Here is a 25,277-nt window from a genome sequence, read left to right as displayed (position 1 = left end):
TCGCGAGGGAGTCCAGGTCAGGCGTCACAACCGACCTTTGGACTCCCTCGCTTCATGTCATGCGTGCCAGCGAGCCCTTGGCATCAATCATCTAGGGGAAATCCGTAGAGGCGCCCCCACGCGCCCCTGTGGTACCCCCCTGCTGGGCCTGCTTGGCCCTCAGGCGTCGCGGATGCGGCGGGCCAGGGAGGCCGCGGCCGCGCCCGGGTCCTCGGCGGCGGTGATGGCGCGGACGACGACGATCCGTCGCGCCCCCGCGGCGAGCACCTCGTCGAGGTTGGTCCCGTCGATGCCGCCGATGGCGAACCACGGACGGTCCGTCACGGCCTTCGCCGCGTAGGAGACCAGGCCGAGGCCGGGGGCCGGGCGGCCGGGCTTGGTGGGGGTGGGCCAGACGGGGCCGGTGCAGAAGTAGTCGACGCCGGCCTCGGCGACCGCCGCGTCGACCTCGGCCTCGGCGTGGCAGGACCGCCCGATCAGGACGTCCTCGCCGAGGATCGCGCGGGCCGCCGGCACCGGCAGGTCGTCCTGCCCGAGGTGCAGCACCTGCGGTCCGGCGGCGTGCGCCACGTCCGCCCGGTCGTTGACCGCGAAGAGCTTGCCGTGGCGGCGGGCCGCGTCGGCGAAGACCTCCAGGTACTCCAGCTCTTGGCGGGCCTCCAGGTTCTTGTCCCGGAGCTGGACGATGTCCACCCCGCCGGCCAGCACCGCGTCGAGGAACTCGGCCAGGTCGCCCTGCTCGCGGCGGGCGTCGGTGCACAGGTAGAGCCGGGCGTCGGCCAGCTGCTCGCGCGGGTCGGCCATCAGAGCGCCATCGCCTGGGCGCGGCGCTTGACCTCGGTGGCACGGTTCTCGTGCAGGGCCTGGATGGGGCTGCCGGGCAGCGACGGGTCCTCGGTGAAGAGCCACTCGAGGATCTCCTCGTCGCTGAAACCGGAGTCGCGCAGGACGGTCAGGGTGCCGATCAGGTGCTTGACCGGACCGTCCGGCGTGATGAACGCGGCGGGCACCTGCAGCGACCTGTTCTCGCCGCGGCGGACGGCCAGCAGGGTGTTGGCCTTCACCATGTTGCGGACCTCCGTGACCTGCACACCCCACAGTTCGGAGATGTCGGGCAGGTACATCCAGGCCGGGACCAGGGCGTCAATCTTGGGATCGATCTCACTCACGGCACCAGACTGCCACCTGCCGGGCCCCGCGCGCACGCAGCCCGCCCGGCCCGCCCGGTACCGATGACGGATCGTGACCGGACGACCGCCGGGGACGGCGGCCCCGGGTGGGCGCGGCTCAGGCCGCGGCGGCCTTCAGCTGGACGGCCGGGTCGGCGGCGCGGGCGCGGTCCAGCGGGGTGCCGCGCTCGATGAGCCGCTTCGCCTGGTTGAGGTCGCGGGGCCGGTCCACGGCGAGCAGGGCGACGGCGGCGCCGCCGCGCAGCCACAGCACCGACCAGGACGGCTCGTCGGGGCTGCCGCGCCACAGCAGCTCGTCGGCGTCGGCGTGCCGGCCGGCGTACTGGACCATGCGCCCGAACTGCTCGGACCAGAAGTACGGCACCGGGTCGTAGGGGGTGTCGGAGCCGAGCAGCGAGGCGGCCGCGGCGGCGCCGGACTGCAGGGCGTGGTCCCAGTGCTGGACGGTGAGCCGGGTGCCGGAGCGGCGCGAGGGGTAGGAGGTGCAGTCGCCGGCCGCCCACACGCCGGGGGCGCCGGTGCGCAGCCGCTCGTCGACCAGGACGGCGCCGGCCGCGTCGAGGGCGACGCCGGAGCCGGCCAGCCAGCGGGTGGCGGGGCGGGCGCCGATGCCGACGACGACGTGGTCGGCGTCGATCCGGCTGCCGTCGGCGAGCAGCAGGCCGGCGGGTTCGACGGCGGCGACGCCGGTGCCGCAGCGCAGGTCGACGCCGGCGTCCGCGTACCAGCGGGCCATCAGGGCGCCGAGCTCGGCGGGCAGGACTCCGGGCAGCGGTGCGGGGCCGGCCTCGACGACGGTCACGTGGCAGCCGAGCTGCCGGGCGACGGTGGCGGTCTCGGCGCCGATCCAGCCGGCGCCGACCAGGGCGATCCGGGTGCCGGGGGTGAGGTCGGCGCGCAGCGCGAGGGCGTCGTCGAGGGTTCGCAGCATGCGGGTGCCGGCGGCGGCGGGCAGGGTGGTGGCCTCGGCGCCGGTGGCGATCACCAGGGCGTCGTGGGCGAGCGGGCCGGCGTCGGTGTGCAGGACGCCGGGTTCGAGGCCGGTGGCGCGGCGGCCGAGCAGCAGCTCGACGCCGAGCTGCTCCCAGTCGATGTCGAAGGCGGTGGAGTCGCTCTTGCCGAGCAGGACGTCCTTGGAGAGCGGCGGCCGGTCGTACGGGCGGTGCGGCTCGTCGCCGACCAGCGCGACCGTCCCGCGGAAGCCGCCCTGGCGCAGGGCGAGGGCGCACTGGGCGCCGGCCATGCCGGTGCCGGCGATCAGGACGCGGTCCGTTCCGTTCAGCTCTGCCACGGCGGCCACCCTATCGCCGGGGTGTCCGGCCCGTGTACGCCCTTTCGGGGTGGGCGACACCCGGCGTTATGGTGGGTGCACACCACACGGGAGCCCGGAGCACCGGGCTGAGAGGCGGGCTGGAGCGGCCTGCGACCGTCCGAACCTGATCCGGGTCATGCCGGCGAAGGGAGAATCAGCGACGTGGCACGGTCCCATTCAGACGTGCTGGTGGTCGGCGGCGGCATCATCGGGCTCGGCGTCGCCTGGCGGGCGGCGCAGCGCGGCCTGGCCGTGGCCCTGGTCGATCCCGTGCCCGGCGGCGGTGCAGCGCAGGTCGCGGCGGGCATGCTGGCGCCGGTGACGGAGCTGCAGTACGGCGAGGAGCCGCTGCTGCGCCTGGGCATGGCGTCGAACGAGCGGTACGCCGCGTTCGCGGCCGAGCTGACCGAAGTGACGGGCCTGGACACCGGCTACCGGCGGACCGGGACGCTGGCGGTGGCGCTGGACGCGGACGACCGCGAGGAACTGCGCGAGTTGCACGCCTTCCAGGCCCGGCTGGGCCTGGACTCGCAGTGGCTGACCGGCCGGGAGTGCCGCCGGCTGGAGCCGATGCTGGCGCCGGGGGTGCGCGGCGGCCTGCTGGTCACCGGGGACCACCAGGTGGACGGGCGGCGCCTCGCCCGGGCGCTGGTGGTGGCCTGCGAGCGGGCCGGGGTGGTGCTGCACCGGGAGTCCGCGGTCGAGCTGCTGGTCGAGGAGGGCCGGGCGGCCGGGGTGCGGACGGACGGCGGCGCCGAGCTCGCGGCCGGACGGACGGTGCTGGCGGCGGGCTGCCGCAGCCATCTGCTGCCCGGTCTGCCGGAGGGGGTGCTGCCGCCGGTGCGGCCGGTGAAGGGCCAGGTGCTGCGGCTGCGGATTCCGGAGGCGTACCGGCCGTTCCTCTCGCGCAACGTGCGGGCGGTGGTCCGCGGGCAGCACATCTACCTGGTACCGCGGGCGGACGGCGAGCTGGTGATCGGCGCGACCAGCGAGGAGCAGGGCTTCGACACCACGGTGACCGCCGGCGGGGTCTACGAACTGCTGCGCGACGCCCACGAGTTGGTACCGGGTCTGACCGAGCTGCCGCTGGTGGAGACCGGTGCCGGGCTGCGGCCCGGCTCGCCCGACAACGCGCCGCTGCTCGGCCCGACCCGGCTGCCCGGGCTGGTCGCCGCCACCGGCCACTACCGCAACGGCGTGCTGCTGACGCCGGTGACCGCCGACCTGCTCGGCGAGCACCTGGCGACCGGGAGCGTCCCGGAGCTCGCCGCCCCCTTCTCCCCCGACCGTTTCCACGCGAAGGCCCTCGCATGCTGAACACCGATCCGGTGCCCGTCCCCCTGACCGTCAACGGCGAGCCGCAGGAACTGCCTCCGGGCACCACGCTGGCCGAGGTGGTGGCCCGGGTGTCCGCCGCGAACACCGGGGTGGCGGCGGCGGTCAACGAGGCCGTGGTGCCGCGCGGCGCCTGGCCGGCCACCGTGCTCGGCGCGGGCGACCGGGTGGAGATCCTCACCGCCGTCCAGGGAGGCTGACGATGGCCGACGACCTGTTCACGATCGCGGGCACGGCGTTCACCTCGCGCCTGATCATGGGCACCGGCGGCGCCCCCAGCCTGGACGTGCTGGAGCAGGCGCTGCAGGTGTCCGGCACCGAGCTGACCACGGTCGCGATGCGCCGGGTCAACGCCTCGACCCAGGGGTCGGTGCTCGACGTGCTGACCCGCAACGGGATCCGGGTGCTGCCCAACACGGCGGGCTGCTTCACCGCCGGCGAGGCGGTGCTGACGGCCCGTCTGGCCCGCGAGGCGCTCGGCACCGACTGGGTGAAGCTGGAGGTGATCGCGGACGAGCGGACGCTGCTGCCCGACCCGATCGAACTGCTGGACGCCGCCGAGACCCTGGTCGACGACGGTTTCACGGTGCTGCCGTACACCAACGACGACCCGGTGCTGGCGCGGAAGCTGGAGGACGTCGGCTGCGCGGCGATCATGCCGCTGGGGTCGCCGATCGGCTCGGGCCTGGGGATCCGCAACCCGCACAACTTCCAGCTGATCGTGGAGGGCGCGGGCGTGCCGGTCGTCCTGGACGCCGGCGCGGGCACCGCCTCCGACGTGGCGCTGGCGATGGAGCTGGGCTGCTCGGCGGTGATGCTGGCCTCGGCGGTGACGCGGGCTCAGGACCCGGTGCTGATGGCGGACGCGATGAAGCGGGCCGCCGAGGCCGGCCGGCTGGCGTACCGCGCGGGCCGCATCCCGCGCCGCTTCCACGCCGAGGCCTCCTCCCAGATGGCCGGCCGCGCCCACCTCGACACCCGCGAACACCCGGCGTTCTAGGGCGACCCCCGCGCGCGCGCCCCCGACTCGGCCGCCCCCGGGGGCGCGATCGCATGTCTCAACATCGGCACAACCGCACCGGAGGCGGCGCCGTGCCGGGCCGGGGGTCACCCCTGCGCCCTACACTCCTCGGGTGGACATGACGCTCGACGACCCCCTGATCGGTGCCCTGCTCGACGGCCGGTACCGGGTTGATCGGCGCATCGCCGTCGGGGGCATGGCCACGGTGTACCGCGGGACGGACACCCGGCTGGACCGCGTCGTCGCGCTGAAGGTGATGCACCCGGCGCTGGCCGCCGACGGCGGCAACGAGTTCACCGGCCGGTTCATCCGCGAGGCGAAGGCCGTGGCGCGGCTGTCCCACCCGAACGTGGTGAACGTCTTCGACCAGGGCGCGGACGGCCGGGCGGTGTTCCTGGCGATGGAGTACGTGCCCGGGCGGACCTTGCGCGACCTGCTGCGCGACCGCGGGGCGCTGTCGGCCCGGGCCGCGCTGGACATCCTGGAGCCGGTGCTGGCGGCGCTCGGCGCGGCGCACCGGGCGGGCCTGGTGCACCGGGACGTCAAGCCGGAGAACGTGCTGATCACCGACGGCGGCATGGTGAAGGTCGCGGACTTCGGCCTGGTGCGGCTGCTGACCGGCACGGAGGGCGCGGGCGACGCCGTCACCAGCACCACCTCGACCGGCACGGTGCTCGGCACCGTCTCCTACCTCGCGCCGGAGCAGATCCGCCAGGACGGCCCGACCGACCAGCGGGTCGACGTGTACGCGGCCGGCATCCTGCTGTACGAGATGCTGACCGGCGCCAAGCCGCACACCGGTGAGAACGCCATGCAGGTGATCTACCGGCACCTGAACGAGGACGTCCCGGCGCCGTCGCTGGCCGCCCCCGGGGTGGGCCGCGAGCTGGACGCCATAGTGGCTGCCGCGACCGCCCGCGACCCGCAGGCCCGCCCGTGGGACGCGGTGGAGATGCTGGCCGCGCTGCAGCGGGCCCGCCGGGCGCTCACCCCGGCGCAGCTGGACGCCGAGCCGCCGGCCTCGACCCGGCCGACCCCGCAGTACCCGACCGGTGAGGTCACCGCGGTGGTGGACCGCCCGGTGGAGCGCACCAGCGTGCTGGACGTGCCGGCCGACCTGCTGACGCCGCCGCGGCCGTACGACGAGTCGGTGCCGGCCCGGCCGCCCCGTGCGCCGCGGCCGCCGCGCTCGCGCGCCCCGCTGATCTGGGGCGCGGTGATCGCGGTGGTGCTGCTGCTGGTCGGCGGGGCGACGTACCTGCTCTCGGACGGGCTGTACACGACGGTGCCGACCGTGCTCGGGCAGACCGAGGCGCAGGCGGTGGCGACCCTGGACAGGTCGGGGCTGCGCGGCACGTTCAGCCAGCAGTTCAGCGAGACCGTGACGGCCGGGCAGGTGATCTCCACCGATCCCGGGGTGGGCGCCCGGGCCCGCAAGAGCGATCCGGTGAAGGTGGTGCTGTCCAAGGGGCCGGACCGGGTGGCGGTGCCGCCGCTGGAGGGCCTGCCGCTGGAGCAGGCCCGCAAGGCGCTCACCGATGCCAGGCTGACCCCGGGGACGACCCGGGAGGCGTTCGACGACGACGCGCCCGAGGGTTCGGTGATCAGCGCGGAGCCGGGCGCCGGCACCTCGGTCAGCCCGAACACGCCGGTCGCGCTGGTGGTCAGCAAGGGCATGCAGCCGGTGCCGGACGTGGTCGGCCTGAGCAAGGACGACGCCACGAAGGCGCTGACCGACGCCGGTTTCAAGGTGCAGGCCACGGGGCTGAACCTGTTCGGCACCGGCAAGGTCTCCGCACAGGTGCCCAAGGCCGGCACCCCCCGTGCGCAGGGCAGCACCGTGGTGATCAGCTTCGGGCTGTTCTAGCGGGTCGTCGGGGGCCGGCGGCCGTCAGCGCAGCGGTCCGTCGCCCGGCTCCTCCTGGTAGGAGTAGCGCTGCTCGGCCCACGGGTCGGCGAGGTTGTGGTAGCCCCGCTCCTCCCAGAAGCCGCGGCGGTCGGCCCGCATGTACTCGACCCCGCGGACCCACTTGGGGCCCTTCCAGGCGTACAGGTGCGGCACCACGAGGCGGACGGGGAAGCCGTGCTCGACGGTGAGCGGCTCGCCGTTGCGGTGGGTGGCGAAGACGGTCTGCGGGTCGGTGAAGTCGGCGAGCCGCAGGTTGGCGCTGTAGCCGTACTCGGCCCAGACCATGACGTGGGTGACGCCGGGGGCCGGTGGCACCAGGTCGAGGACGGTCTTGGCGGCGACGCCGCCCCACTCGTTGCCAAGCATCGAGAAGCGGGTGACGCAGTGCAGGTCGCCGCGGACGGTCACCCGCGGCAGGGCGTGGAAGCCCTCGAAGTCCCAGCGGTGCTTCTCGGCCGAGGCGGTCGCCCCGAACACCTGGAAGTCCCAGCTCTGCGGCTTGAAGCGGGGCACCGGTCCGTAGTGCAGCACCGGCCAGCCGCGCTGGAGGCGCTGGCCGGGAGGGAGCCGCGGGTCGGACGGCTGCGGTGGTTCCGGTTCGTACTGACCCATGCCTCCATGGTCGCAGACGGCGGACGGTCCGTGTCGCGCGCCCCTCGTGCACGCCCCCTCTATCGAACCCGCACATCGGGAAATCGGACATTAGCCATAGACCGGGGTAAGTGTGAACTTACTGGAAACCGTGCCCGCTCCAGTGCCACCATGCGGGCAAGCGACGGACGGCTATCAGGAAGGCACGCCATGCAGGGCGACCCCGAGGTCATCGAGTTCCTCAACGAGCAGCTCACCGCCGAGCTCACCGCCATCAACCAGTACTTCCTGCACGCCAAGATGCAGGAGAACAACGGCTGGACGAAGCTCGCCGCCTACACCCGGCACGAGTCCTTCGACGAGATGAAGCACGCGGAGACGCTGACCGACCGGATCCTCTTCCTGGACGGCCTGCCCAACTACCAGCGGCTGTTCCACGTCCGGATCGGCCAGACGGTCAAGGAGATGTTCGAGGCCGACCGGCAGGTCGAGGTCGAGGCGATCGACCGGCTGCGCCGCGGCATCGTCGTCATGCGGGCCAAGAACGACGTCACCTCGGCCAACATCTTCGAGGCGATCCTCGCCGACGAGGAGCACCACATCGACTACCTGGACACCCAGCTCGAACTGCTGGAGAAGCTCGGCGAGCCGCTCTACCTGGCCCAGCTCATCGAGCAGCCGGAGAGCTGAGGGCCCGGCGCCGCCGGCGGGACCCCTAGGCGGCCTCGAGACCGCGCTCGGGCGCGGTCTCAACCGCGGGATCGGCCAGCCCCAGCTTCGCGGCCAGCCTGGCCGTCGGGCACGGGCGGGCACCGTGCTCCCCGAGCAGGGCCTGGATCCGGCGGACGCAGGAACCGCAGTCCGTGCCGGCCTTGCAGCCCTTGGCTATCTGCCGCGGAGTGACGGCGCCGCCGTCGATCTCCTGCTTGACCTGGGCCTCGGTGACCGCATGACACATGCACACGTACATCGGCGGCTCTCCCGGGCTGGTGTTCCTTGATCGGCAAGGCTGGCCTTACCTCGCTAAGCCTTACCTTACCCAAGGTACCCGCAAAGCGAAGCCCCTCCGCCCCCGGAGACCGGGAAAGCGGAGGGGCCTTTGTCACATTGCGATCATCGCGGCCGCCGGACTCACTGGCTGCGGTACATCTCCGCGACCAGGAAGGCCAGGTCGAGCGACTGGCTGCGGTTGAGCCGCGGGTCGCAGGCCGTCTCGTAACGCTGGTGCAGGTCGTCGACGAGGACCTCGTCGCCGCCGCCCACGCACTCGGTGACGTCGTCACCGGTGAGCTCGACGTGGATGCCGCCCGGGTGGGTGCCGAGCGCGCGGTGCACCTCGAAGAAGCCCTTGACCTCGTCGAGGACGTCGTCGAAGCGGCGGGTCTTGTGGCCGGTCTCGGCCTCGAAGGTGTTGCCGTGCATCGGGTCGCAGATCCACACCGGCTGGGCGCCGGAGGCGGTGACCTTCTCGACCAGGGCGGGCAGGTGCTCGCGGATCTTGCCTGCACCCATCCGGGTGATGAAGGTCAGCCGGCCCGGCTCGCGGTCCGGGTCGAGCCGGTCGATCAGGGTGAGCGCCTCGTCGACCGTGGTGGTCGGGCCGAGCTTCACGCCGATCGGGTTGCGGATCTTCGAGGCGAACTCGATGTGCGCGTGGTCCAGCTGCCGGGTGCGCTCGCCGATCCAGACCATGTGGCCCGAGACGTCGTAGAGGTCGCCGGTGCGCGAGTCGGTGCGGGTCAGCGCCGTCTCGTAGTCCAGGATCAGCGCCTCGTGCGAGGAGTAGAACTCGACCGTCCGGAACTCCTCCGGGGCCACCCCGCAGGCGTTCATGAAGGCCAGCGCGTTGTCGATCTCCCGGGCGAGCTGCTCGTAGCGCTGGCCGGAGGGCGAGTTGCGCACGAAGTCCTGGTTCCAGGCGTGCACCTGGCGCAGGTCGGCGTAGCCGCCGGTGGTGAAGGCGCGCACCAGGTTGAGCGTCGCGGCGGAGGCGTTGTACATCCGCTTGAGGCGCTCCGGGTCCGGGATGCGCGACTCCGGCGTGAAGTCGAAGCCGTTCACCGAGTCGCCGCGGTAGACCGGCAGGGTGACGCCGTCCCGGGTCTCGGTCGACTTCGAGCGCGGCTTGGAGTACTGGCCGGCGATCCGCCCGACCTTGACCACCGGCACCGAGGCGGCGTACGTGAGCACGGCCGCCATCTGCAGGAGGGTCTTCAGCTTGTTGCGGATCTGCTCGGCGGACACGCCGTCGAACGCCTCGGCGCAGTCACCGCCCTGCAGCAGGAAGGCCTCTCCGCGCGCGACGGCACCGAGCCGGGCGCGCAGCTGGTCGCACTCGCCGGCGAAGACGAGCGGCGGATACGAGGCGAGGTCCGCAAGGGTCTTGCGCAGTGCCTCGTGGTCCGGCCATTCGGGCTGCTGCGCCGCGGGCAGGGACTGCCAGGAGAAGGCAGCCCCGTTTGTCTCAGTTGTCACGGTCACGGAAGCAAGGCTACGGGGTGTGACAACCGAATTGTGCCCGCCGCCCGATGGGTGAGACGGGTGATGGACATTTCGGTGAGCGACTTCACACGCCCGGGGCATCCGCTACGCTCGTCCCCGTGACCGCACCGCACACCTTCTCCTGGTGGTGGGCCAGCCCGATGGGCGGCCCACAGCTCGCGCGTCCCTAAGACGACACGACGGCCGCCCCTCGGGGCGGCCGTCTGCGTGTTCCGAAGGAGCAGGCGGCCCTCCCGCGAAGAGCGACCGACCCGCCCGCCTCCCGGAAGGAACGCCGCACCGTGACCCGTCCTGCCGACCTGGTCGCCCGCCTCACCGCACCCGGCGCCCCCGCGTTCGCCCTGCTGCACCGCCGCGCACCCCGGCTCGCCCCGGACACCGTCGAGGTGCTGATCGGCACCGTCGGCGTGCACGACACGCTCGCCGACCTCCCGGTGCCGGACGGCGTGCCCGCCGGCGGCCCACGGCACGACCTGCTCGCCCTCGTCCCCTACCGGCAGATCCGCGAACGCGGCTTCGACGCCCACGACGACGGCACCCCCCTGCAGGCGCTCGCCGTCGAGGAGCAGTACGCCCTCGCCCTCGACGAACTGCTGCCCGCGCTGCCGCAGAGCCCCGTCCGGCTCACCGGCGGCGGCTTCGACATCGCCGACGAGGAGTACGCGGAGATCGTCCGCCGCGTCATCCGGGACGAGATCGGCCGCGGCGAGGGCGCCAACTTCGTCGTCCGCCGGGACTTCCGCGGCCGGCTGGAGGGCTTCGACACGGCGCTGGCGCTCACGCTCTTCCGGCGGCTGCTGGAGCAGGAACGGGGCGCGTACTGGACCTTCCTGGTGCACACCGGGGAGCGGATCGTGGTCGGCGCCTCGCCGGAGGTGCACGTCCGGCAGTCCGGCGGCACCGTCGTGATGAACCCGATCTCCGGCACCTACCGGCACCCGGCCGGCGGGCCGACCCTCGACTCGCTGCTGGAGTTCCTGCACGACCCCAAGGAGCTGGAGGAGCTCACCATGGTGGTCGACGAGGAACTCAAGATGATGTGCACCGTCGGCGACCTCGGCGGCCAGGTGCTCGGCCCCCGCCTCAAGGAGATGGCCCACCTCGCCCACACCGAGTACGAGCTGCGCGGGCGCACCTCGCTGGACGTCCGCGAGGTCCTCAAGGAGACCATGTTCGCGGCGACCGTCACCGGCAGCCCCGTGCAGAACGCCACCCGCGTCATCCGCCGCTACGAGGCCACCGGCCGCGGCTACTACTCCGGCGCGCTCGCCCTGATCGGCCGCTCCGCCAGCGGCGGCCAGCAGCTCGACTCCCCCATCTGCATCCGCACCGCCGACATCGACCCCGCCACCGGCGACCTGGTGGTGCGGGTCGGCGCCACCCTCGTCCGGCACTCCGACCCGCACTCCGAGGTCGCCGAGACCCACGCCAAGGCCGCCGGCGTGCTCACCGCGATCGGCGCCCGCCCCGCCCCCGCCGGGCCCGCCGGACGCGGCGCCGGCCCGCGCCTCGCCGACGACCACCGGGTGCAGGCCGCCCTCGACGCCCGCCGGGCCGGCCTCGCCCCGTTCTGGCTGCGGATGCAGCAGCCCACCGCTCCCGTCGAGGGCCCGGACGCCCTGGTCGTCGACGGCGAGGACACCTTCACCTCGATGCTCGCCCACCTGCTGTCCTCGCTCGGCCACCGGGTCACCGTGCTGCGCTACGACACCCCCGGCCTGCGCGAACGGGTCGCCGCCCACACCGGGCCGCTCGTCCTCGGCCCCGGCCCCGGCGACCCGGCCGACCCCGCCGACCCCAAGATGGCCGTCCTCCGCCCGGTCGTCGCCGACGCCCTGGCCGCCGTCCGCGCCGGCACCCGCACCGCGCCGCTGCTCGCCGTCTGCCTCAGCCACCAGCTGCTCAGCGCCGAGCTCGGGCTGCCGCTGGCTCGCAAGGCCGTCCCCTACCAGGGCGCCCAGGAGAGCATCGACCTGTTCGGCACCCGCCGCACCGTCGGCTTCTACAACACCTTCACCGCCCGCTGCGACGACGCCGCCGCCGAACGGCTCGCCGCCGAGGGGGTCGAGGTCGCCCGCGACCCGCTCACCGGCGACGTCCACGCCCTGCGCGGCCCCGGCTTCGCCGCCCTCCAGTTCCACCCCGAGTCCGTCCTCACCCGCGAGGGCGTCGACATCGTCGCCGGACTCCTCAACAGCACGGCCCCCGTCGCCGGCTGAGCACCCGCACGTCCACCGCCCGGCCCCGGACCACCACCGTCCGGGGCCGGCGCAGGCACCGGACCACGCGGCCTACGAGTGCACCTCGGAAGTGCGCACCGGGAGGTGTCTCCAGGGGCGCGTGGGGGCACCCGCTAGCCCTGGCTCAGTTCGTCGTCCAGGCCCTGCTCGATCGCGTAGCGGACGAGCTCGACGCGGTTGTGCAGCTGCAGCTTGCCGAGGGTGTTCTGCACGTGGTTCTGCACGGTGCGGTGCGACAGCACCAGCCGGTCGGCGATCTGGCGGTACGACAGCCCCTTGGCGACCAGCCGCAGCACCTCGGTCTCCCGGGTGGTCAGCTGCGGCGCCGCGGGGGACGCGGCCGGCGCGGGCTCGGTGGCCAGCCGGCGGAACTCGCCGAGGACGAGCCCGGCCAGGCCCGGGGTGAAGACCGGGTCGCCGAGCGCGGTGCGGCGGACGGCGTCGATCAGTTCGTCCCGGCCCGCGGACTTCACCAGGTAGCCGGTGGCGCCGGACTTGACCGCCTCCAGGACGTCGGCGTGCTCGCCGCTCGCCGAGAGCACCAGCACCCGGGCGGTCGGGTCGTGGGTGACGATCCGGCGGCAGACCTCGACGCCGGGCAGCGCGGGCAGGTTGAGGTCGAGCACGACGACCTGCGGCACGGTGGCCAGGGCGCGGCGCACGGCCTCCTCGCCGTCGCCCGCGGTGGCGACGACGGCGAACCCGGCGTCGGCGAGGTCCCGGGAGACGGCGTCCCGCCACATCGGGTGGTCGTCCACGACCATCACCCGCACCTGATCCGACATCACTGCCCCTTCCTGGGCACCCGCATCTCGACCTCGGTGCCCTCGCCGGGCACCGAGTACAGCTCGGCCGTGCCGCCGAGGTCGCGCATCCGGCCGCGGATGGACTGCGAGACGCCGAGGCGCCCGGCCTGCTCCGCCTCGCCGAGCCGCCCGGCGGCGAAGCCGGCGCCGTCGTCGCGGACGGAGACGGTGACCGCGTCCGGCTCGTCCTCGACGAGGATCCAGGCCCGGGCGTCCTCGCCCGCGTGGCGGCGGACGTTGTCCAGGGCGGCGCCCACCGCGGCGGCGAGTTCGCCCGCGGCGTGTGCGGGCAGCAGCACGGGGGTGCCGGGGGCGGAGAGGGTGACCCGCTCGCCGGTGTGCGGCGCGATCAGCTGACGGAGGTCCCGCTCGGCCGGCAGCGGATCGCCGGAGGCCTGGGCGGGCAGCGGTCCGCCGGTCATCAGCGTCCGCAGCGCGCGTTCCTGTTCGCCGGCGAGCCGGCCGAGGTCGCCGAGGTCCCCCTCGCGGCGCTGGACGAGCGCGAGCACCTGGAGGACGCCGTCGTGGATGTCCCGGGAGAGCCGCTCGCGTTCGCGGGTGGCGGCCTCGACCTGGAGCGCCCGGGTGAGCACCGCCTCGCTGGCGCGGGCGAGTTCGATGACGTAGCCGATGGCGCAGCCGGCCACCATCAGCAGCACGATGTTGTGGATGTTGTCCGGGGTGATGCCGCCGTGGCCGAGGATGTTGGCGAGGCCGACGACGGTGGCGGCGAAGGCGGCGGGCTTCCAGCCGCCCTTGCCGGCGAAGCCGAGCACGGTGCCGGCCGCCCAGATGGTGGGCAGGGTGGGGGCGCCGCCGTGGATGCGCTCCGGCTCGTCGATGATCCCGCTCATCACGATGCCGGTGACGGCGAACGCGAGGTCGGTGCCGAGCACGTACCAGGTGCAGCGCTGCGGTCCGGCGAAGGCCCGGGAGCTGGCGAGCGTCCACAGGGTGAGGGCGCCGAGGTAGATCCAGCCGGAGACCGGGTGCAGGAAGTCGTGGAAGGAGTTGAGGTAGCGCAGGATCGCGTAGGCCAGGGCGAGCACCCGGAAGTAGCCGATCGCCCGCCACAGCGGCATCTCGACGGACATCCCGCCGACGGTCAGCGCGCCGGGCCGTTGCACCGCGGCCGCGACGGCTCCGGCCGCCCGGGTCGCGAGCCCGGCTCTGTGGTCCTCCGCCATCCGTCGTCCCCCCGACCCCTCGTCCCCCGGCCCCCGGCCCCCGGCCCCCGGCCCCCGGCCCCCGGCCCCCGGTGAGCCCTACTCCGGCTTGTCCTGCTTGTCCTGCTCCTGCTGTTCCTGCTGTTCCTGCTGTTCCTGCTGTTCCTGCTCCAGCCGGGCGGCCTCCTCCTTGGCGGCCTTCTCGGCCTCCTTCTCGGCCGCCTTCTCCGCCTTCTGCGCGGCGCGGCGCTCGGCGTCGGCGCGCTTCTTGTCCTCGGTGATCTGGCGCTTGGCGGCGGTGGCGTAGATGTCCACGTACTCCTGGCCGGAGAGCCGCATGATCTCGTACATCACCTCGTCGGTGACGGAGCGGAGGATGAAGCGGTCGTTCTCCATGCCGTGGTAGCGGGAGAAGTCGAGCGGGCGGCCGATCCGGATGCCGGGGCGGATGCCGAAGTTGGGGACGACCTGGCCGGGCGGCTGCACCTTCTCGGTGTCGATCATGGCGACCGGGATGACCGGGGCACCGGTCTGCAGCGCGACCCGGGCGAGGCCGCCGACCTTGCCGCGGTAGAGCTTGCCGTCGGGCGAGCGGGTGCCCTCCGGGTAGACGCCGAACAGCTCGCCGCGCTCCAGGACGGCGACGGCGCTGCGGATCGCCGCCTCGCCGGCGCCGCGCACGCCGGACCGGTCGACCGGCAGCTGGCCGACGCCCTTGAAGAAGGCCGCGGTCAGCTTGCCCTTGAGGCCGGGGGTGTTGAAGTACTCGGCCTTGGCGATGAAGGTGATCCGGCGCTTGATCAGCGCGGGGAAGAAGAAGGAGTCCGAGAAGGACAGGTGGTTGCTCGCGATGATCGCGGGACCCTCGTCGGGGATGTTCTCCGCGCCCTCGAGCCACGGCCGGAAGAAGATCCGCAGCAACGGCGCGACGATCATCTTCATCAGTCGGTAGAACAACCCGGGCCTCCTGTTGTACGGACCGGTCGATCCTAATGCCCACGGCCCCGCACGTGTGCACCGGCAGGCCCGCGATGCGGCGGTTGCGGCCCTGTACGGGCCGTCGCGGCCGTGGGACGATGCCGCTCCGGGTACCCGCGGGTAGCCGGGCCGCCCTCCGACCCCGCCCGAGCGAAGGAGCTCCGAGGATGCCGCTGCTGCCCGGCGCAGAACCGTTTCACCACAAGGGCGGGCCGGTCGGCGTGCTCCTCGTCCACGGCTTCACCGGCTCACCGCGGTCCATGCGGCCGTGGGCCGACCACCTCGCCGCCGCCGGCCTGACCGTCGCGCTGCCGCTGCTGCCCGGCCACGGCACCCGCTGGCAGGACATGCAGCAGACCCGTTGGGAGGACTGGTACGCCGAGGTCGACCGCGAACTGCGGGCCCTGCTGGACGGCTGCGAGCAGGTCTTCGTCTGTGCGCTCTCGATGGGCGGCGCCCTCGCGCTGCGGCTCGCCGCCCGGCACGGCGAGGCGGTCTCCGGCGTCGTGCTGGTCAACCCGTCGGTCCGCTCCGACAACCCGGCCACCGTCCTGCTGCCCGCCCTGCGGCACCTCGTCCCCAGCCTGCCCGGCATCGCCGACGACATCGCCCTGGAGGGCGTCTCCGAGCACGGCTACGACCGCACCCCGCTGCACGCCGCCTGGTCGCTCTCCCGTCTCTGGCGCACCGTCCAGGCCGAACTGCCCGCCGTCCGACAGCCGGTGCTGCTGCTGCGCAGTCCGCAGGACCACGTGGTCTCCCCGGCCAACTCGGAACTGGTGCTCGCCCGGATATCCTCGACGGACGTGACGGAAAAACTGTGCGAACGCAGTTACCACGTCGCCACGCTGGACCACGACGCCGCGATGATCTTCGAGGAGAGCCTCGGGTTCGTGCGGCGGCTGGCACCGGCGGCGAAGACCGATGCGACGACCGATGCCGAGCACCACCTGGGCTGAAGGGCCGGTAGTGAACGAGACCAGCAAGGCGGGCGGCGGCGAGGAGCTGCCCGAGGACGGCACCGCGAAGCCCGGACAGGACCAGGAGACCACCGCCGGTTCCGAACCGCCCGCCCGGCGGCCCGCGGCCGGCAGCCAGGCCGAACAGGACGCGATCTTCGCCGCCCTGGTCGCGCAGTTCGACGATCCCGTCGACCTGACCAACCCGGAGTGGCCGGAGATCGAGAACCTCCGCGCCCAGGAGTCCCCGGCCGCGGACTCCTTCGACGAATTCGCGCCCCGCCCCCGGCCGCGGCCGAGACCGACCGCTCCCGAGCAGGTGGCCGGGCCGGTGTCCGGCCCGCGCGACTACGACCTCCAGGAGGACCCGGACGAGGGCCACTTCGTCCCGCCGGAGCCCCCGCCGCTGCCCAAGGCCGACACCACCGCCAAGTTCGCCTGGCTCGCCGTGCTCGGCGGCCCGGCCCTGCTGCTGATCGACACCGTCGTCTGGCACGAGGTGGCCGGCTGGCCCGCCTGGGTCGGCGTCACCGCCTTCCTCGGCGGCTTCGTCACCCTCGTCGCCCGGATGAAGGACAAGGACGACGACGAGCCGGACGACCCGATGGGCGGCGCCGTCGTCTGACCGCCCGCCGCCCCCGAGCAGTGGCCGTCGCCCGCCCGTAGCCTGGAAGGGCGGAGGCGACGGCCATGGCACGGATCAGCACCCTGGCGGGAACGGCGGCGTTACTGGCGGCGTTGCTCTCGGCGGCCGCCACCGGCTGCAGCAGCCACTCCGTGGTGACGGCCCCGGCGAGCACCCCGACGAGCGGCACGAGCTCCGGTCCTGCCGGGTCACCGCAGCCGGCGCAGGTCGGGGACACCCTGGAACTGGCCGGCAACGAGCAGGGCGCCCGGATGGCCGTGACGGTGACGGCGGTCGCCGACCCGGCGACCGCGGCGCACTCCTTCGACACCCCCGAGGCGGGCAGACGGCTGGTCGCCGTGCAGTTCCGGCTCCACAACACCGGCTCCACCACGTACTCGGACAGCCCGTCCAACGGCGCCACCGTGGTCGACGAACAGGGACAGGGCTTCAACGCGGTGCTCGGCACCGACGTCACCGCCGGCCCCGCGTTCCCCGCCGGGGTGGTCGTCGCCCCCGGGGACACCGCGCTCGGCTACATCTCCTTCGAGATCCCTGCGGGCTCCCGCCTCGCCAAGGCCCAGTTCACCCTGAACTCCGGCTTCGCGAACCAGACCGGCCAGTGGGTGCTGCCCGCCGCCACCGCGGCCCCGACCGCGGCCCCGACCGCCACGGCCGCCCGGACCGCGACCGTCACCACCACGGCCACCACCACCGCCGGTCCCCGGACCTCCGCCGCCGCACCGCGCCAGGTCGTCGAGGACTACTACGCGGCGATCAACACGCACGACTACGCCCGCGCCTGGGCCCTCGGCGGACGCAACCTGTCGCCGAGCTACGGGCAGTTCGTCAACGGCTTCGCCGGCACCGCGGCCGACGTGGTGACCGTCACCGCCGTCAACGGCGACGACGTCTCCGTCCTCCTGGACGCCCTGCAGACCGACGGCACCCACCGCCACTACGCCGGCACCTACACCGTCCGCAACGGCGTGATCGTCGCCGCCTCGATCCACTGACCACCTCGGCCCCGGCAGGGATCCGCCCCCGGCCCCCACCCCCCACCCGCCTCAGCCCCCGGCGGGGATCCGTACCACCGCCACCACCGGCAGATGATCCGTCGCCGCCAACAGGTCCGCCCCCGACACCCCCGCCAACCCCTGCGGCACCCCGCAGGCCAACACCTCGACCCCGGGAGTCACGAAGACCGCGTCGATCCGCTGGTAGGGGTCGGCGGGGACGGAGGTGAAGGTGCCGCCCCAGGGGGCGACGGTGTGGGCGTCCTGGTACTCGGCGGCCAGGCGGCGCCAGCCCGGGCCGTCGGGGTGCTCGTTGAAGTCGCCGGCCACGATGCCGTGCTCGCCGGGGTCGAACTGGCCGGGCAGCAGCGCGAACTGGCGGAGCCGTTCGGCCGGGTCGAGGGAGAGGTGGCAGCTCGTCACCGCGAACGGGGCCGAACGGCCCACCCGCAGCAGGGCGGTGGCGAATCCGCGGGCGTGCAGGCCGCGGGTCTTGGGCAGCAGCCGGTCGCGGACGGCGAGGACCTCGACCCGGAGCTTTCCGAGCAGCAGCGGTCCGGCGGCGATCCGGCCGCCGCCGGAGAGGACGACGGTGCCGGTGCGGTGGGCGAGCCGGGCGGCCTGCTTCCGGGGCCGCCAGTACCGCGGGGACTCCTGGATGCAGACCACGTCCGGATCGCAGGCGCGGATCACCCGGACGAGGGCGTCCCGGTCGTCCCTCAGCGAGCGGACGTTGTAGCTGAGGATGCGGACCCGCTCGGCGCCGTCGGGTTCGGCGCCGGAGTCGGGCAGGGCGGCCGGCCCGGTCGGCGGCACGGGTCCGGGGGCTGCGGACGGCTGCTCGGCAGGCATGCCGGTCATGCTAACGGCGAGGCCGGGGCCGCTGCCCCAGCCTCGCCGTCGGAGTCCGGACGAGCCGTCGGTTCCGTCGGGCCGTCAGACCCGCGCGAGGTCGGCGGCACCGGCGATGCCGGCGGCGGACCCCATGGTCGCGAGCAGGACCTCGGCGCGCGGGCGGTGCGCGCCACCGGTCAGGTAGGTCTCGAAGGCCGCGGCGACCGGGTCGAGCAGCAGGCTGCCCGAGTCGGAGACGCCGCCGCCGAGCACGAAGACGCCCGGGTCGAACAGCGCGGCGAGGTCGGCCATGCCGCGGCCGAGCCAGTCGGCGAGCTCCGAGTAGCACTCCAGGGCGAGCGGGTCGCCCTCGGCCGCGGCCTCGGTGATGTGGATGCCGCGGATGGTCTCGGCGACGAAGTCGTTGAGCTCCAGCATCCGCTTGCCGGCGATCGGGTCGGCGGCGGCCTTCTCGCGGCCGTAGCGGCGCAGCGCGCGGCCGGAGCCGTACTGCTCCCAGCAGCCCTTGCCGCCGCAGCCGCAGGCGAGGCCGTCGGGGACCATGTTGAGGTGGCCGATCTCACCGGCGACGCCGAAGCGCCCGCGGTGCATCCGGCCGTCGAGGACGATGCCGCCGCCGATGCCGGTGCCGACGGTGATCAGGACCATGTCCTCGTAGCCGGCTGCGGCGCCGAAGCGGAACTCGGCCCAGGCGGCGCAGTTGGCGTCGTTCTCGACGACGGTCTCCAGGCCGGTGAGCTCCTCGATGCGCTGCTTGAGCGGCTCGTTCTCCCAGTCGATGTTGGGAGCGAAGATCACGGTGGAGCGGTCGCGGTCCACGAAGCCGGGGGCGCCGACACCGACGGCCGCGACCTCCGGGTACTCCTCCTTGAGCTCGCGCACGGCCTGCGCGATCGCGTCGACCGCCCACTGGGGGTCGGCCGGGGTGGGCACCCGGGTACGCGCAAGGATTTCGCCGGTCTCGTCGACCACGCCGGCCGCGATCTTCGTCCCGCCGACGTCGACGCCGATGGTCAGAGCCATGTGTCCCTCAGCTATTCACTCGTTCCCGCTGAGCGGAACGGTACCCGCTGAGCGGTGCTCCCGTACACACCGAGGCCTACATTAACCGAAGCCAATTTCCGGATTGCCCGGCCGAATGCGTTCAGAAGTCGTAGACTTCGCGGCTTTGAGTGAGGCGTGAAGGCGCCACAGTCACCTCCTCTGACCTGCGGCTTCACTACTTGTCGGTGGCACCGTCGAGGTCGATGTGCTCGGCTTCGGCGTGTCCGGCACCGGCCCAGCGCCGTTCATGACCTGAGACGGCTGCGCGGTACGCGGCGAGCAGTTCGCCGCCCGCGGCGGCGAGGTGTCCGTACACCTCCGGGTTCTGCTCGCGCAGCCGGGTGCCGTACTCCTGGGCCTTGCCGCCGAGGGTGAGCGCGAACCTCCGGACCTCGTCGACCAGCGGCCCGAACTCCGCGCCGAGGCCCTGCCCGGCCGTGCCGTCCGCCTTCTCGTCCGCCATCCGGCGACCTCCCTGGTGCGTCCTCGGTGTGCCTCCGGTGCGACGTCGGGGCGGCACCGGGCCGTCCGGCCGGAACCGGCCGGGATCCAGACGCTACCGGACGGCGCATCGAGGGCCGCCCGGCGCACCGGACGCACGCCGGGCGCGCACGCCCTGTACACACGCCCCTCCGGTGCGACGGCCGACCGGCGCACGGAGGTCCCGCCCGCGCGCGGTCCGGCCCGCACGCGGGTCCGGCCGCGCACGAGGGTCAGCCCTGCGAGGGGTCGACACCGCGAGGGGTCGACGCCGCGAGGGGCCAGCGCCGAGGGGCCTCAGCGGCGCGCCGGCCAGAGGGCGGGGTCCGGCGCGAACCGCACCGACAGCACCCCGTCGTGCAGTCCGGCTCCGCTCACCGTGCACCGTCGCAGCGCGGAGGGCAGCGGGAGCAGCCGGCGGTGGCCGCCGGTGCCCACGACCAGTTCGTCCCCTCGGCGCACCAGTTCCAGGCCGGACCGTTCGGCGCCGGGCAGCGCCAGGTGCCAGACCAGCAGCCCGTCCTCGGCCAGCCGGTCCTCGACCCACGGCTCGGGGGCCTCGCCGGGCCCGGGCTCGCCCCCGGCGTACAGCTGGTCGGCGATCGCCTCCAGGGTGACCTCGGGCCACTCGGCGGTGAGCAGTGGGACGGCGCCGAGCCCGGACGCCAGGTCGGCGAGGCGCTCCCGCTGGCGGGCGGCGCGGCCGGCCAGCCAGGGGTCGGGCGAGGCGGCGGCCGCGGACGGCAGCACCCGGTGGGCGACGACGGCGTCCAGGCGCCGGCCGTGCAGGGCGAGGGCGGCGCGGATGCGGCGCAGTTCCCCGGTGCCGTGGGCGTCGGCGTCCACGACCAGGCGGACGGAGGTGCCGGGTGCCTCGATCACGGCGCGGGCCTCGGCGAGGGCGGCGCAGGCGGCGGCCCGGGCGTCGAACAGCCAGTCCGCGGGCATCGGCACCCCGGCGAGGGCGGCCAGCAGCGGGCGCAGCGCCCGGGCGGCCTGACGCTGCTCGGGCAGCAGCCGGTCGAGGTAGCGGACGAGCTGTTCGGGCAGGGCCAGGGTGGCGATCAGCTCGGCCGGGGCGGGGGCGGCCACCACGACCGTCTCGGCGTCGGCGGCGCGCAGGGCGCGGAGCAGGGCGAGCTGGCGCGTGCCGGGCAGCGGCGTGAGCTCCTCGGGGTCGAGCGGGTCGGCGCCGAGCAGGTCGAGGGCCGGGGCGAGCCGGGCGCCGAAGCCGTCGAGGGCGCTGCGCAGGGCGGCCTGCTCGTCGATCCGGGCCACCGCGAGGCGCTCCCCGTACGGGGCGGGCTCCGCGGTGAGCCGGGTGTCCAGGAGGTCGTCGACGGCGCGGTGCGGGTCGTCGGCGGCCAGCAGCAGGGTGCGCCGGCCGGTGCGGGCGCTGTGCAGGGCGGTGGCGGCGGCGACGACGGCCGAGCCCTCGCCGGTGACGAGGACGGTGCGGGGTGACACCCGGCGTCAGCCTTCGACGCGCTTCTTCAGGCCGGCCAGGGCCCGGTCGATGATGACCTTCTCCGCCTTGCGCTTGATCATGCCGAGCATCGGGATCTTGACGTCGACGGCGAGCTGGTAGGTGACCTCGGTGCCGCCGCCCTTGACCGCGGCGAGGCTGTAGGAGCCGTCGAGGGCGCGCAGCATCTGGCTCTTCACCAGCGTCCAGCGGACCTCGCGGTCGCCGTCCCAGGTGTAGGCGAGGACGTGCTCGTCGCGGATCGCGCCGGCGTCGAGCACCAGGCGCACCTCCGAGCCGCGGCCGTCCGCGGCGGTGCTCAGCACCTCGATCTCCTTGACCTCGCCCGTCCACTCCGGGTAAGCGGCGAAGTCGGCGATCGCGGCCATGACCTCGGCCGGGGTCGCGTCGATGATGATGCTCGACCTGGTGTGCTCCGCCATCACGGCCCTCCGCGTCTGTTCAGATGTGCGCCCAGGGCAGGCTATCGCGCCCGCGGGTGCGCGCCGGGCGCCGCCCTGGGCATCGGGGCTCGTGGAGGGCTCTCGGCGGGCCCGCGGCGGGGCGGACCGGCCGGCAGGCGGCCCGGCCCCGCCGTTCGGCGGGGGGACCGGGGGCTACCGACGCGTCGGGCGGCCGCTGCCGTAGGGTGCGAGACGAAACCATCCCCACCGGTCCTGCGCGGTGTGACTCTTCGAACAACGGAGCCGACAGCTCTGGTCGAATCCGGCTACCGAGCAGTAACGTCCTGCCGTCCCGCAGCGTCGCAGACGAGGAGCAGTCTTGCTCGAGTTCAGCCTTCCGGCCCGCTACCAGGTTCCGAGCGGGGGAAACCTCTCCGACCTGATCCACCAGAACGCCGCGCAGCACCCCGGCGTCGCCGTGATCAGCCGGAAGGTGGCCGGGCAGTGGCAGGACCTGACGGCGGTGCAGTTCCTCGCCGAGGTCCACGCGGTGGCCAAGGGCCTGATCGCCTCCGGCGTCGAGCCGGGCGACCGCGTCGCGGTGATGTCCCGCACCCGTTACGAGTGGACGCTGCTCGACTTCGCGATCTGGTGCGCGGGCGCGATCACCGTGCCGGTGTACGAGTCCTCCTCCGCCGAGCAGGTGCAGTGGATCCTCGGCGACTCGGGCGCCGTCGCGGTGGTCACCGAGACCGCCGGCCACGCCGCCGTCCTCGCGGAGGTCCGGGACCGCCTCCCGCAGCTGCGGCACGCCTGGCAGATCGAGGACGGCGCCGTCGCCGCCCTCACCGCGGCGGGCAGCGAGGTCTCCGACGGGACGGTCGCCGAGCGCCGGGCCGTCCCGGACGCCGACACCATCGCCACCATCGTCTACACCTCGGGCACCACCGGCCGCCCCAAGGGCTGCCAGCTGACCCACGGCAACTTCCTGGCCGAACTGGGCAACGTCACCGTCCGCCTGGAGCCGCTCTTCCGCACCGGCGAGAGCTCCGTCCTGCTGTTCCTGCCGCTGGCCCACGTGCTCGGCCGGATCGCCGAGATCGCGGCCGCCATCGCGCCGATCAAGCTCGGCCACGTCTCCGACATCAAGGACGTCACCGCCGAGCTCGGCTCCTTCCGCCCGACCCTCATCCTCGGCGTGCCGCGCGTCTTCGAGAAGGTCTTCAACACCGCCCGCGCCAAGGCCCAGGCCGACGGCAAGGGCAAGATCTTCGACAAGGCCGCCGACACCGCCATCGCGTACAGCCGCGCCCTGGACGCCGGCGGCGCCGGGATCGGCCTGAGAATCAAGCACTTCGTCTTCGACAAGCTGGTGTACGCCAAGCTGCGGGCCGCCCTCGGCGGCCGGGCCACCCACGCGATCTCCGGCGGCGCCCCGCTCGGCGAGCGGCTCGGCCACTTCTACCGCGGCATCGGCTTCACCGTCCTGGAGGGCTACGGCCTGACCGAGACCTGTGCGGCCACCGCCTTCAACCCGCACGACAAGCCGAAGATCGGCACCGTCGGCCAGCCGCTGCCCGGCTCCGCGGTGAAGATCGCCGAGGACGGCGAGGTGCTGCTCAAGGGCCCGCAGGTCTTCACCGGGTACTGGAACAACCCGCAGGCCACCGCCGACGCCCTGCAGGACGGCTGGTTCGCCACCGGCGACATCGGCTCGCTGGACGACGAGGGCTACCTCACCATCACCGGCCGCAAGAAGGAGATCATCGTCACCGCGGGCGGCAAGAACGTGGCGCCCGCCGTGATCGAGGACCGGATCCGGGCGCACGCCCTGATCGGCGAGGTCATGGTGGTCGGCGACCGCAAGCCGTTCGTCGCCTGTCTGATCACCCTCGACCCGGACTTCTTCGGCAAGTGGAAGGAACTGAACGGCAAGCCCGCCGGCGCCACCCCCGCCGACCTCGCCCAGGACGCCGACCTGCTGGCCGCCCTGCAGGCCGCCGTGGACGACGGCAACCAGGCCGTCTCGCACGCCGAGGCCGTGAAGAAGTTCCGCCTGCTCGACACCTCCTTCACCGAGGAGAGCGGCCACCTCACCCCCTCCCTCAAGCTGAAGCGCAACGTCGTCCTCAAGGACTTCGCCGCCGACGTCGAGGCCATCTACCAGCGCTGAAGCACGGCTCAGCCGAAACAGGGGCGCGTGGGGGAGGTACCCCCCACGCGCCCCTCGGTGGTTTCCCGTGTCTAGGCCAGCAACCCCGTCAGGCGCTGTGCCAGCAGGTCCCAGCGCCAGGAGCGCTCGACCCAGCGCCGTCCCGCCTCCCCCATCGTCCGCCGCAGCTGCTCGTCGTGCAGCAGCCGCACGATCCGCTCCGCCGCCGCCTCCGCGGACCGCCCCGGCACCACGTACCCGGTCTCGCCCTCCAGGACGGCGTCGGGCGCCCCGCCGGAGTCCCCGGCGACCACCGGCAGGCCGGTCGCGGAGGCCTCCAGGTAGACGATCCCGAGGCCCTCGACGTCGAGCCCGCCCCGCCGGGTGCGGCAGGGCATGGCGAAGACGTCGCCCGCGCCGTAGTGGGCGGGCAGCTCCTCCCACGGGACGGCGCCGGTGAAGCGGACGGAGCCGGCGACCCCGCGGGCCTCGGCGAGCTTCTCCAGGTCGCCGCGGTGGGGCCCGTCGCCGACGATCAGCAGGACGGTGTCGGGCACCGCCGCGAGGATCTGCGGCATGGCCTCGATCAGGGTGTCCTGGCCCTTGCGCTTGACGAGGCGGGAGACGCAGACGACGACCGGCCGGTCGCTGAGCCCGAGCCGGGCGCGGATCCCGTCGCCGCCGGAGTCGGGCCGGAAGGTCTTCTCGTCGACGCCGGGCGGCAGCTGCACCATGCGCCGGGCCGCCTCGGGGCCGACCGCGGCGGCGATCCGGCTGCGGGTGTACTCGCCGAGGTAGGTGAGGGTGTCGGTGCCGGCGCCGATCCGCCGCAGCAGCTGCCGGGAGCCGGGCAGCTGGGCCCAGGCGGCCTCGTGGCCGTGGGTCATGCCGAGGAGGCGCTGGGCGCCGGCCTGCCGCAGTGCGGGGGCCATCAGGCCGAGCGGGGCGGCGGCGCCGAACCAGACGGAGCTGCAGCCCTCGGCACGGAGGATCTCGGCGGCCCGCCGGGCCACCCGCGGGGTGGGCACCATCATCTTCGTCCGGTCGCGGACCACCGGGAACGGCTGGCGGGCGTCGAACTCGGCGACCTCCTTGCCGTCGCGCCAGGTCGAGGCGTACACGACGATGGAACCCGCGGGCTGGCGGACGGCCATGTTGTGCACGAACGCCTGGATCCCGCCGGGCCTCGGCGGGAAGTCGTTGGTGACGATGAGGGTCTTGTGCATG

The 25,277-nt window shown here is 73.9% G+C and carries 24 protein-coding genes, 1 pseudogene and 1 riboswitch; of the genes and pseudogenes, 10 read left to right on the top strand and 15 right to left on the bottom strand.

Going from position 1 to position 25,277, the window contains the following annotated elements:
• Positions 1-159 precede the first annotated feature (159 nt).
• From thiE to AB0442_RS10945, 3 genes are all read right to left on the bottom strand, one after another.
• Positions 160-804, bottom strand: coding sequence for a thiamine phosphate synthase (gene thiE, locus AB0442_RS10955; protein WP_366162122.1), 645 nt, complete (start codon positions 802-804; stop codon positions 160-162).
• Positions 804-1,169: an Rv2175c family DNA-binding protein gene (locus AB0442_RS10950; protein ID WP_344625988.1), complete on the bottom strand. Its 366-nt coding sequence runs from the start codon at positions 1,167-1,169 to the stop codon at positions 804-806. The genes thiE and AB0442_RS10950 overlap by 1 nt, the downstream gene beginning before the upstream one ends.
• A gap of 118 nt (positions 1,170-1,287) precedes the next feature.
• A complete protein-coding gene (locus AB0442_RS10945; RefSeq protein ID WP_366162120.1) occupies positions 1,288-2,490 on the bottom strand; it encodes an FAD-dependent oxidoreductase in 1,203 nt (400 codons plus the stop codon).
• Between the two features lie 67 nt (positions 2,491-2,557).
• A riboswitch (TPP riboswitch) is annotated at positions 2,558-2,670 on the top strand.
• Here AB0442_RS10945 and thiO point away from each other — a divergent pair.
• From thiO to pknB, 4 genes are all read left to right on the top strand, one after another.
• Entirely contained in the window at positions 2,665-3,819 is a 1,155-nt protein-coding gene (thiO, locus tag AB0442_RS10940) for a glycine oxidase ThiO (protein WP_366162119.1), read from the top strand. (Overlaps the previous riboswitch by 6 nt.)
• The gene (thiS, locus tag AB0442_RS10935; RefSeq protein ID WP_030262890.1) at positions 3,813-4,037 is read left to right on the top strand and encodes a sulfur carrier protein ThiS; all 225 of its coding nucleotides are present in this window, start codon (positions 3,813-3,815) and stop codon (positions 4,035-4,037) included. The genes thiO and thiS overlap by 7 nt, the downstream gene beginning before the upstream one ends.
• Positions 4,038-4,039: 2 nt before the next feature.
• Positions 4,040-4,837, top strand: coding sequence for a thiazole synthase (locus AB0442_RS10930; protein WP_366162117.1), 798 nt, complete (start codon positions 4,040-4,042; stop codon positions 4,835-4,837).
• Positions 4,838-4,976: 139 nt separating this feature from the next.
• Entirely contained in the window at positions 4,977-6,725 is a 1,749-nt protein-coding gene (pknB, locus tag AB0442_RS10925; RefSeq protein WP_366162133.1) for a Stk1 family PASTA domain-containing Ser/Thr kinase, read from the top strand.
• Between the two features lie 24 nt (positions 6,726-6,749).
• Here pknB and AB0442_RS10920 read toward each other — a convergent pair whose 3' ends face one another.
• A complete protein-coding gene (locus AB0442_RS10920; protein WP_363546515.1) occupies positions 6,750-7,379 on the bottom strand; it encodes a sulfite oxidase-like oxidoreductase in 630 nt (209 codons plus the stop codon).
• 189 nt (positions 7,380-7,568) lie between these two features.
• Between AB0442_RS10920 and bfr the strand changes: the two genes are divergently transcribed.
• Positions 7,569-8,048 carry a bacterioferritin gene (bfr, locus tag AB0442_RS10915; protein WP_030262899.1) on the top strand — a complete coding sequence of 160 codons (480 nt, stop codon included), beginning with the start codon at positions 7,569-7,571 and terminating at the stop codon, positions 8,046-8,048.
• A gap of 25 nt (positions 8,049-8,073) precedes the next feature.
• Here the strand turns inward: bfr and AB0442_RS10910 are convergent, their stop codons facing one another.
• Together AB0442_RS10910 and AB0442_RS10905 are read right to left on the bottom strand one after the other, a co-directional pair.
• The gene (locus tag AB0442_RS10910; RefSeq protein ID WP_363546518.1) at positions 8,074-8,328 is read right to left on the bottom strand and encodes a (2Fe-2S)-binding protein; all 255 of its coding nucleotides are present in this window, start codon (positions 8,326-8,328) and stop codon (positions 8,074-8,076) included.
• A 161-nt stretch (positions 8,329-8,489) separates the two neighbouring features.
• A complete protein-coding gene (locus AB0442_RS10905) occupies positions 8,490-9,839 on the bottom strand; it encodes a class II 3-deoxy-7-phosphoheptulonate synthase (protein WP_363546521.1) in 1,350 nt (449 codons plus the stop codon).
• 302 nt (positions 9,840-10,141) lie between these two features.
• On the opposite strand from AB0442_RS10905, the gene AB0442_RS10900 reads away from it, so the two are divergent.
• Entirely contained in the window at positions 10,142-12,079 is a 1,938-nt protein-coding gene (locus AB0442_RS10900) for an anthranilate synthase family protein (protein WP_366162115.1), read from the top strand.
• 134 nt (positions 12,080-12,213) lie between these two features.
• Here AB0442_RS10900 and AB0442_RS10895 read toward each other — a convergent pair whose 3' ends face one another.
• From AB0442_RS10895 to AB0442_RS10885, 3 genes are all read right to left on the bottom strand, one after another.
• Positions 12,214-12,885, bottom strand: coding sequence for a response regulator transcription factor (locus tag AB0442_RS10895; RefSeq protein WP_344625997.1), 672 nt, complete (start codon positions 12,883-12,885; stop codon positions 12,214-12,216).
• Entirely contained in the window at positions 12,885-14,000 is a 1,116-nt protein-coding gene (locus AB0442_RS10890) for a DUF5931 domain-containing protein (RefSeq protein WP_366162132.1), read from the bottom strand. Before AB0442_RS10890 ends, AB0442_RS10895 begins: the two co-directional genes overlap by 1 nt.
• A 171-nt stretch (positions 14,001-14,171) precedes the next feature.
• Entirely contained in the window at positions 14,172-15,014 is an 843-nt protein-coding gene (locus tag AB0442_RS10885; protein ID WP_366162130.1) for a lysophospholipid acyltransferase family protein, read from the bottom strand.
• Between the two features lie 203 nt (positions 15,015-15,217).
• On the opposite strand from AB0442_RS10885, the gene AB0442_RS10880 reads away from it, so the two are divergent.
• From AB0442_RS10880 to AB0442_RS10870, 3 genes are all read left to right on the top strand, one after another.
• A complete protein-coding gene (locus tag AB0442_RS10880) occupies positions 15,218-16,009 on the top strand; it encodes an alpha/beta fold hydrolase (protein WP_366162113.1) in 792 nt (263 codons plus the stop codon).
• A gap of 10 nt (positions 16,010-16,019) precedes the next feature.
• Positions 16,020-16,634, top strand: coding sequence for a hypothetical protein (locus AB0442_RS10875; RefSeq protein ID WP_366162111.1), 615 nt, complete (start codon positions 16,020-16,022; stop codon positions 16,632-16,634).
• A 65-nt stretch (positions 16,635-16,699) separates the two neighbouring features.
• On the top strand, positions 16,700-17,650 hold the full coding sequence (locus tag AB0442_RS10870; protein WP_366162109.1) for a DUF4352 domain-containing protein: 951 nt from the start codon (positions 16,700-16,702) through the stop codon (positions 17,648-17,650).
• A 51-nt stretch (positions 17,651-17,701) separates the two neighbouring features.
• Here the strand turns inward: AB0442_RS10870 and AB0442_RS10865 are convergent, their stop codons facing one another.
• The 5 genes and pseudogenes from AB0442_RS10865 to AB0442_RS10845 form a co-directional block, all read right to left on the bottom strand.
• Positions 17,702-18,502, bottom strand: a complete 801-nt coding sequence (locus AB0442_RS10865) for an endonuclease/exonuclease/phosphatase family protein (protein WP_366162107.1) — start codon at positions 18,500-18,502, stop codon at positions 17,702-17,704.
• A gap of 84 nt (positions 18,503-18,586) precedes the next feature.
• Entirely contained in the window at positions 18,587-19,528 is a 942-nt protein-coding gene (locus tag AB0442_RS10860; RefSeq protein ID WP_366162106.1) for an ROK family glucokinase, read from the bottom strand.
• 196 nt (positions 19,529-19,724) lie between these two features.
• A pseudogene (locus AB0442_RS10855) lies at positions 19,725-19,886 on the bottom strand (DUF5304 family protein); the annotation flags it as partial.
• Between the two features lie 440 nt (positions 19,887-20,326).
• Positions 20,327-21,496, bottom strand: a complete 1,170-nt coding sequence (locus AB0442_RS10850; RefSeq protein ID WP_366162104.1) for an ArsA-related P-loop ATPase — start codon at positions 21,494-21,496, stop codon at positions 20,327-20,329.
• Positions 21,497-21,502: 6 nt separating this feature from the next.
• On the bottom strand, positions 21,503-21,937 hold the full coding sequence (locus AB0442_RS10845; RefSeq protein ID WP_263105767.1) for an SRPBCC family protein: 435 nt from the start codon (positions 21,935-21,937) through the stop codon (positions 21,503-21,505).
• Between the two features lie 340 nt (positions 21,938-22,277).
• On the opposite strand from AB0442_RS10845, the gene AB0442_RS10840 reads away from it, so the two are divergent.
• Positions 22,278-24,071, top strand: coding sequence for an AMP-dependent synthetase/ligase (locus AB0442_RS10840; protein ID WP_366162102.1), 1,794 nt, complete (start codon positions 22,278-22,280; stop codon positions 24,069-24,071).
• 71 nt (positions 24,072-24,142) lie between these two features.
• Here AB0442_RS10840 and AB0442_RS10835 read toward each other — a convergent pair whose 3' ends face one another.
• Complete coding sequence (locus tag AB0442_RS10835; protein WP_366162100.1) at positions 24,143-25,276, bottom strand: glycosyltransferase family 4 protein; 1,134 nt, start codon at positions 25,274-25,276, stop codon at positions 24,143-24,145.
• Position 25,277: the final 1 nt, after the last annotated feature.

Source organism: Kitasatospora sp. NPDC085895, assembly GCF_040702125.1.
In the GTDB taxonomy this organism is placed as follows: Bacteria; Actinomycetota; Actinomycetes; order Streptomycetales; family Streptomycetaceae; genus Kitasatospora; species Kitasatospora arboriphila.
Note: the sequence above shows the minus strand (reverse complement) of the source record. Positions and strands in the feature narration are given on the sequence as shown.

What these genes read in the sequence shown, in the direction of transcription:
- AB0442_RS10890 (WP_366162132.1), bottom strand. Translation starts at nt 14,000, where the DNA reads ATGTCCGTCGAGATGCCGCTGTGGCGGGCGATCGGCTACTTCCGGGTG.
- pknB (WP_366162133.1), top strand. Translation starts at nt 4,977, where the DNA reads ATGACGCTCGACGACCCCCTGATCGGTGCCCTGCTCGACGGCCGGTAC.
- thiS (WP_030262890.1), top strand. Translation starts at nt 3,813, where the DNA reads ATGCTGAACACCGATCCGGTGCCCGTCCCCCTGACCGTCAACGGCGAG.
- thiE (WP_366162122.1), bottom strand. Translation starts at nt 804, where the DNA reads ATGGCCGACCCGCGCGAGCAGCTGGCCGACGCCCGGCTCTACCTGTGC.
- AB0442_RS10895 (WP_344625997.1), bottom strand. Translation starts at nt 12,885, where the DNA reads ATGTCGGATCAGGTGCGGGTGATGGTCGTGGACGACCACCCGATGTGG.
- bfr (WP_030262899.1), top strand. Translation starts at nt 7,569, where the DNA reads ATGCAGGGCGACCCCGAGGTCATCGAGTTCCTCAACGAGCAGCTCACC.
- AB0442_RS10910 (WP_363546518.1), bottom strand. Translation starts at nt 8,328, where the DNA reads ATGTACGTGTGCATGTGTCATGCGGTCACCGAGGCCCAGGTCAAGCAG.
- AB0442_RS10870 (WP_366162109.1), top strand. Translation starts at nt 16,700, where the DNA reads ATGGCACGGATCAGCACCCTGGCGGGAACGGCGGCGTTACTGGCGGCG.
- AB0442_RS10860 (WP_366162106.1), bottom strand. Translation starts at nt 19,528, where the DNA reads ATGGCTCTGACCATCGGCGTCGACGTCGGCGGGACGAAGATCGCGGCC.
- AB0442_RS10885 (WP_366162130.1), bottom strand. Translation starts at nt 15,014, where the DNA reads ATGAAGATGATCGTCGCGCCGTTGCTGCGGATCTTCTTCCGGCCGTGG.
- AB0442_RS10930 (WP_366162117.1), top strand. Translation starts at nt 4,040, where the DNA reads ATGGCCGACGACCTGTTCACGATCGCGGGCACGGCGTTCACCTCGCGC.
- AB0442_RS10865 (WP_366162107.1), bottom strand. Translation starts at nt 18,502, where the DNA reads ATGCCTGCCGAGCAGCCGTCCGCAGCCCCCGGACCCGTGCCGCCGACC.
- AB0442_RS10835 (WP_366162100.1), bottom strand. Translation starts at nt 25,276, where the DNA reads ATGCACAAGACCCTCATCGTCACCAACGACTTCCCGCCGAGGCCCGGC.
- AB0442_RS10920 (WP_363546515.1), bottom strand. Translation starts at nt 7,379, where the DNA reads ATGGGTCAGTACGAACCGGAACCACCGCAGCCGTCCGACCCGCGGCTC.
- AB0442_RS10845 (WP_263105767.1), bottom strand. Translation starts at nt 21,937, where the DNA reads ATGGCGGAGCACACCAGGTCGAGCATCATCATCGACGCGACCCCGGCC.
- AB0442_RS10880 (WP_366162113.1), top strand. Translation starts at nt 15,218, where the DNA reads ATGCCGCTGCTGCCCGGCGCAGAACCGTTTCACCACAAGGGCGGGCCG.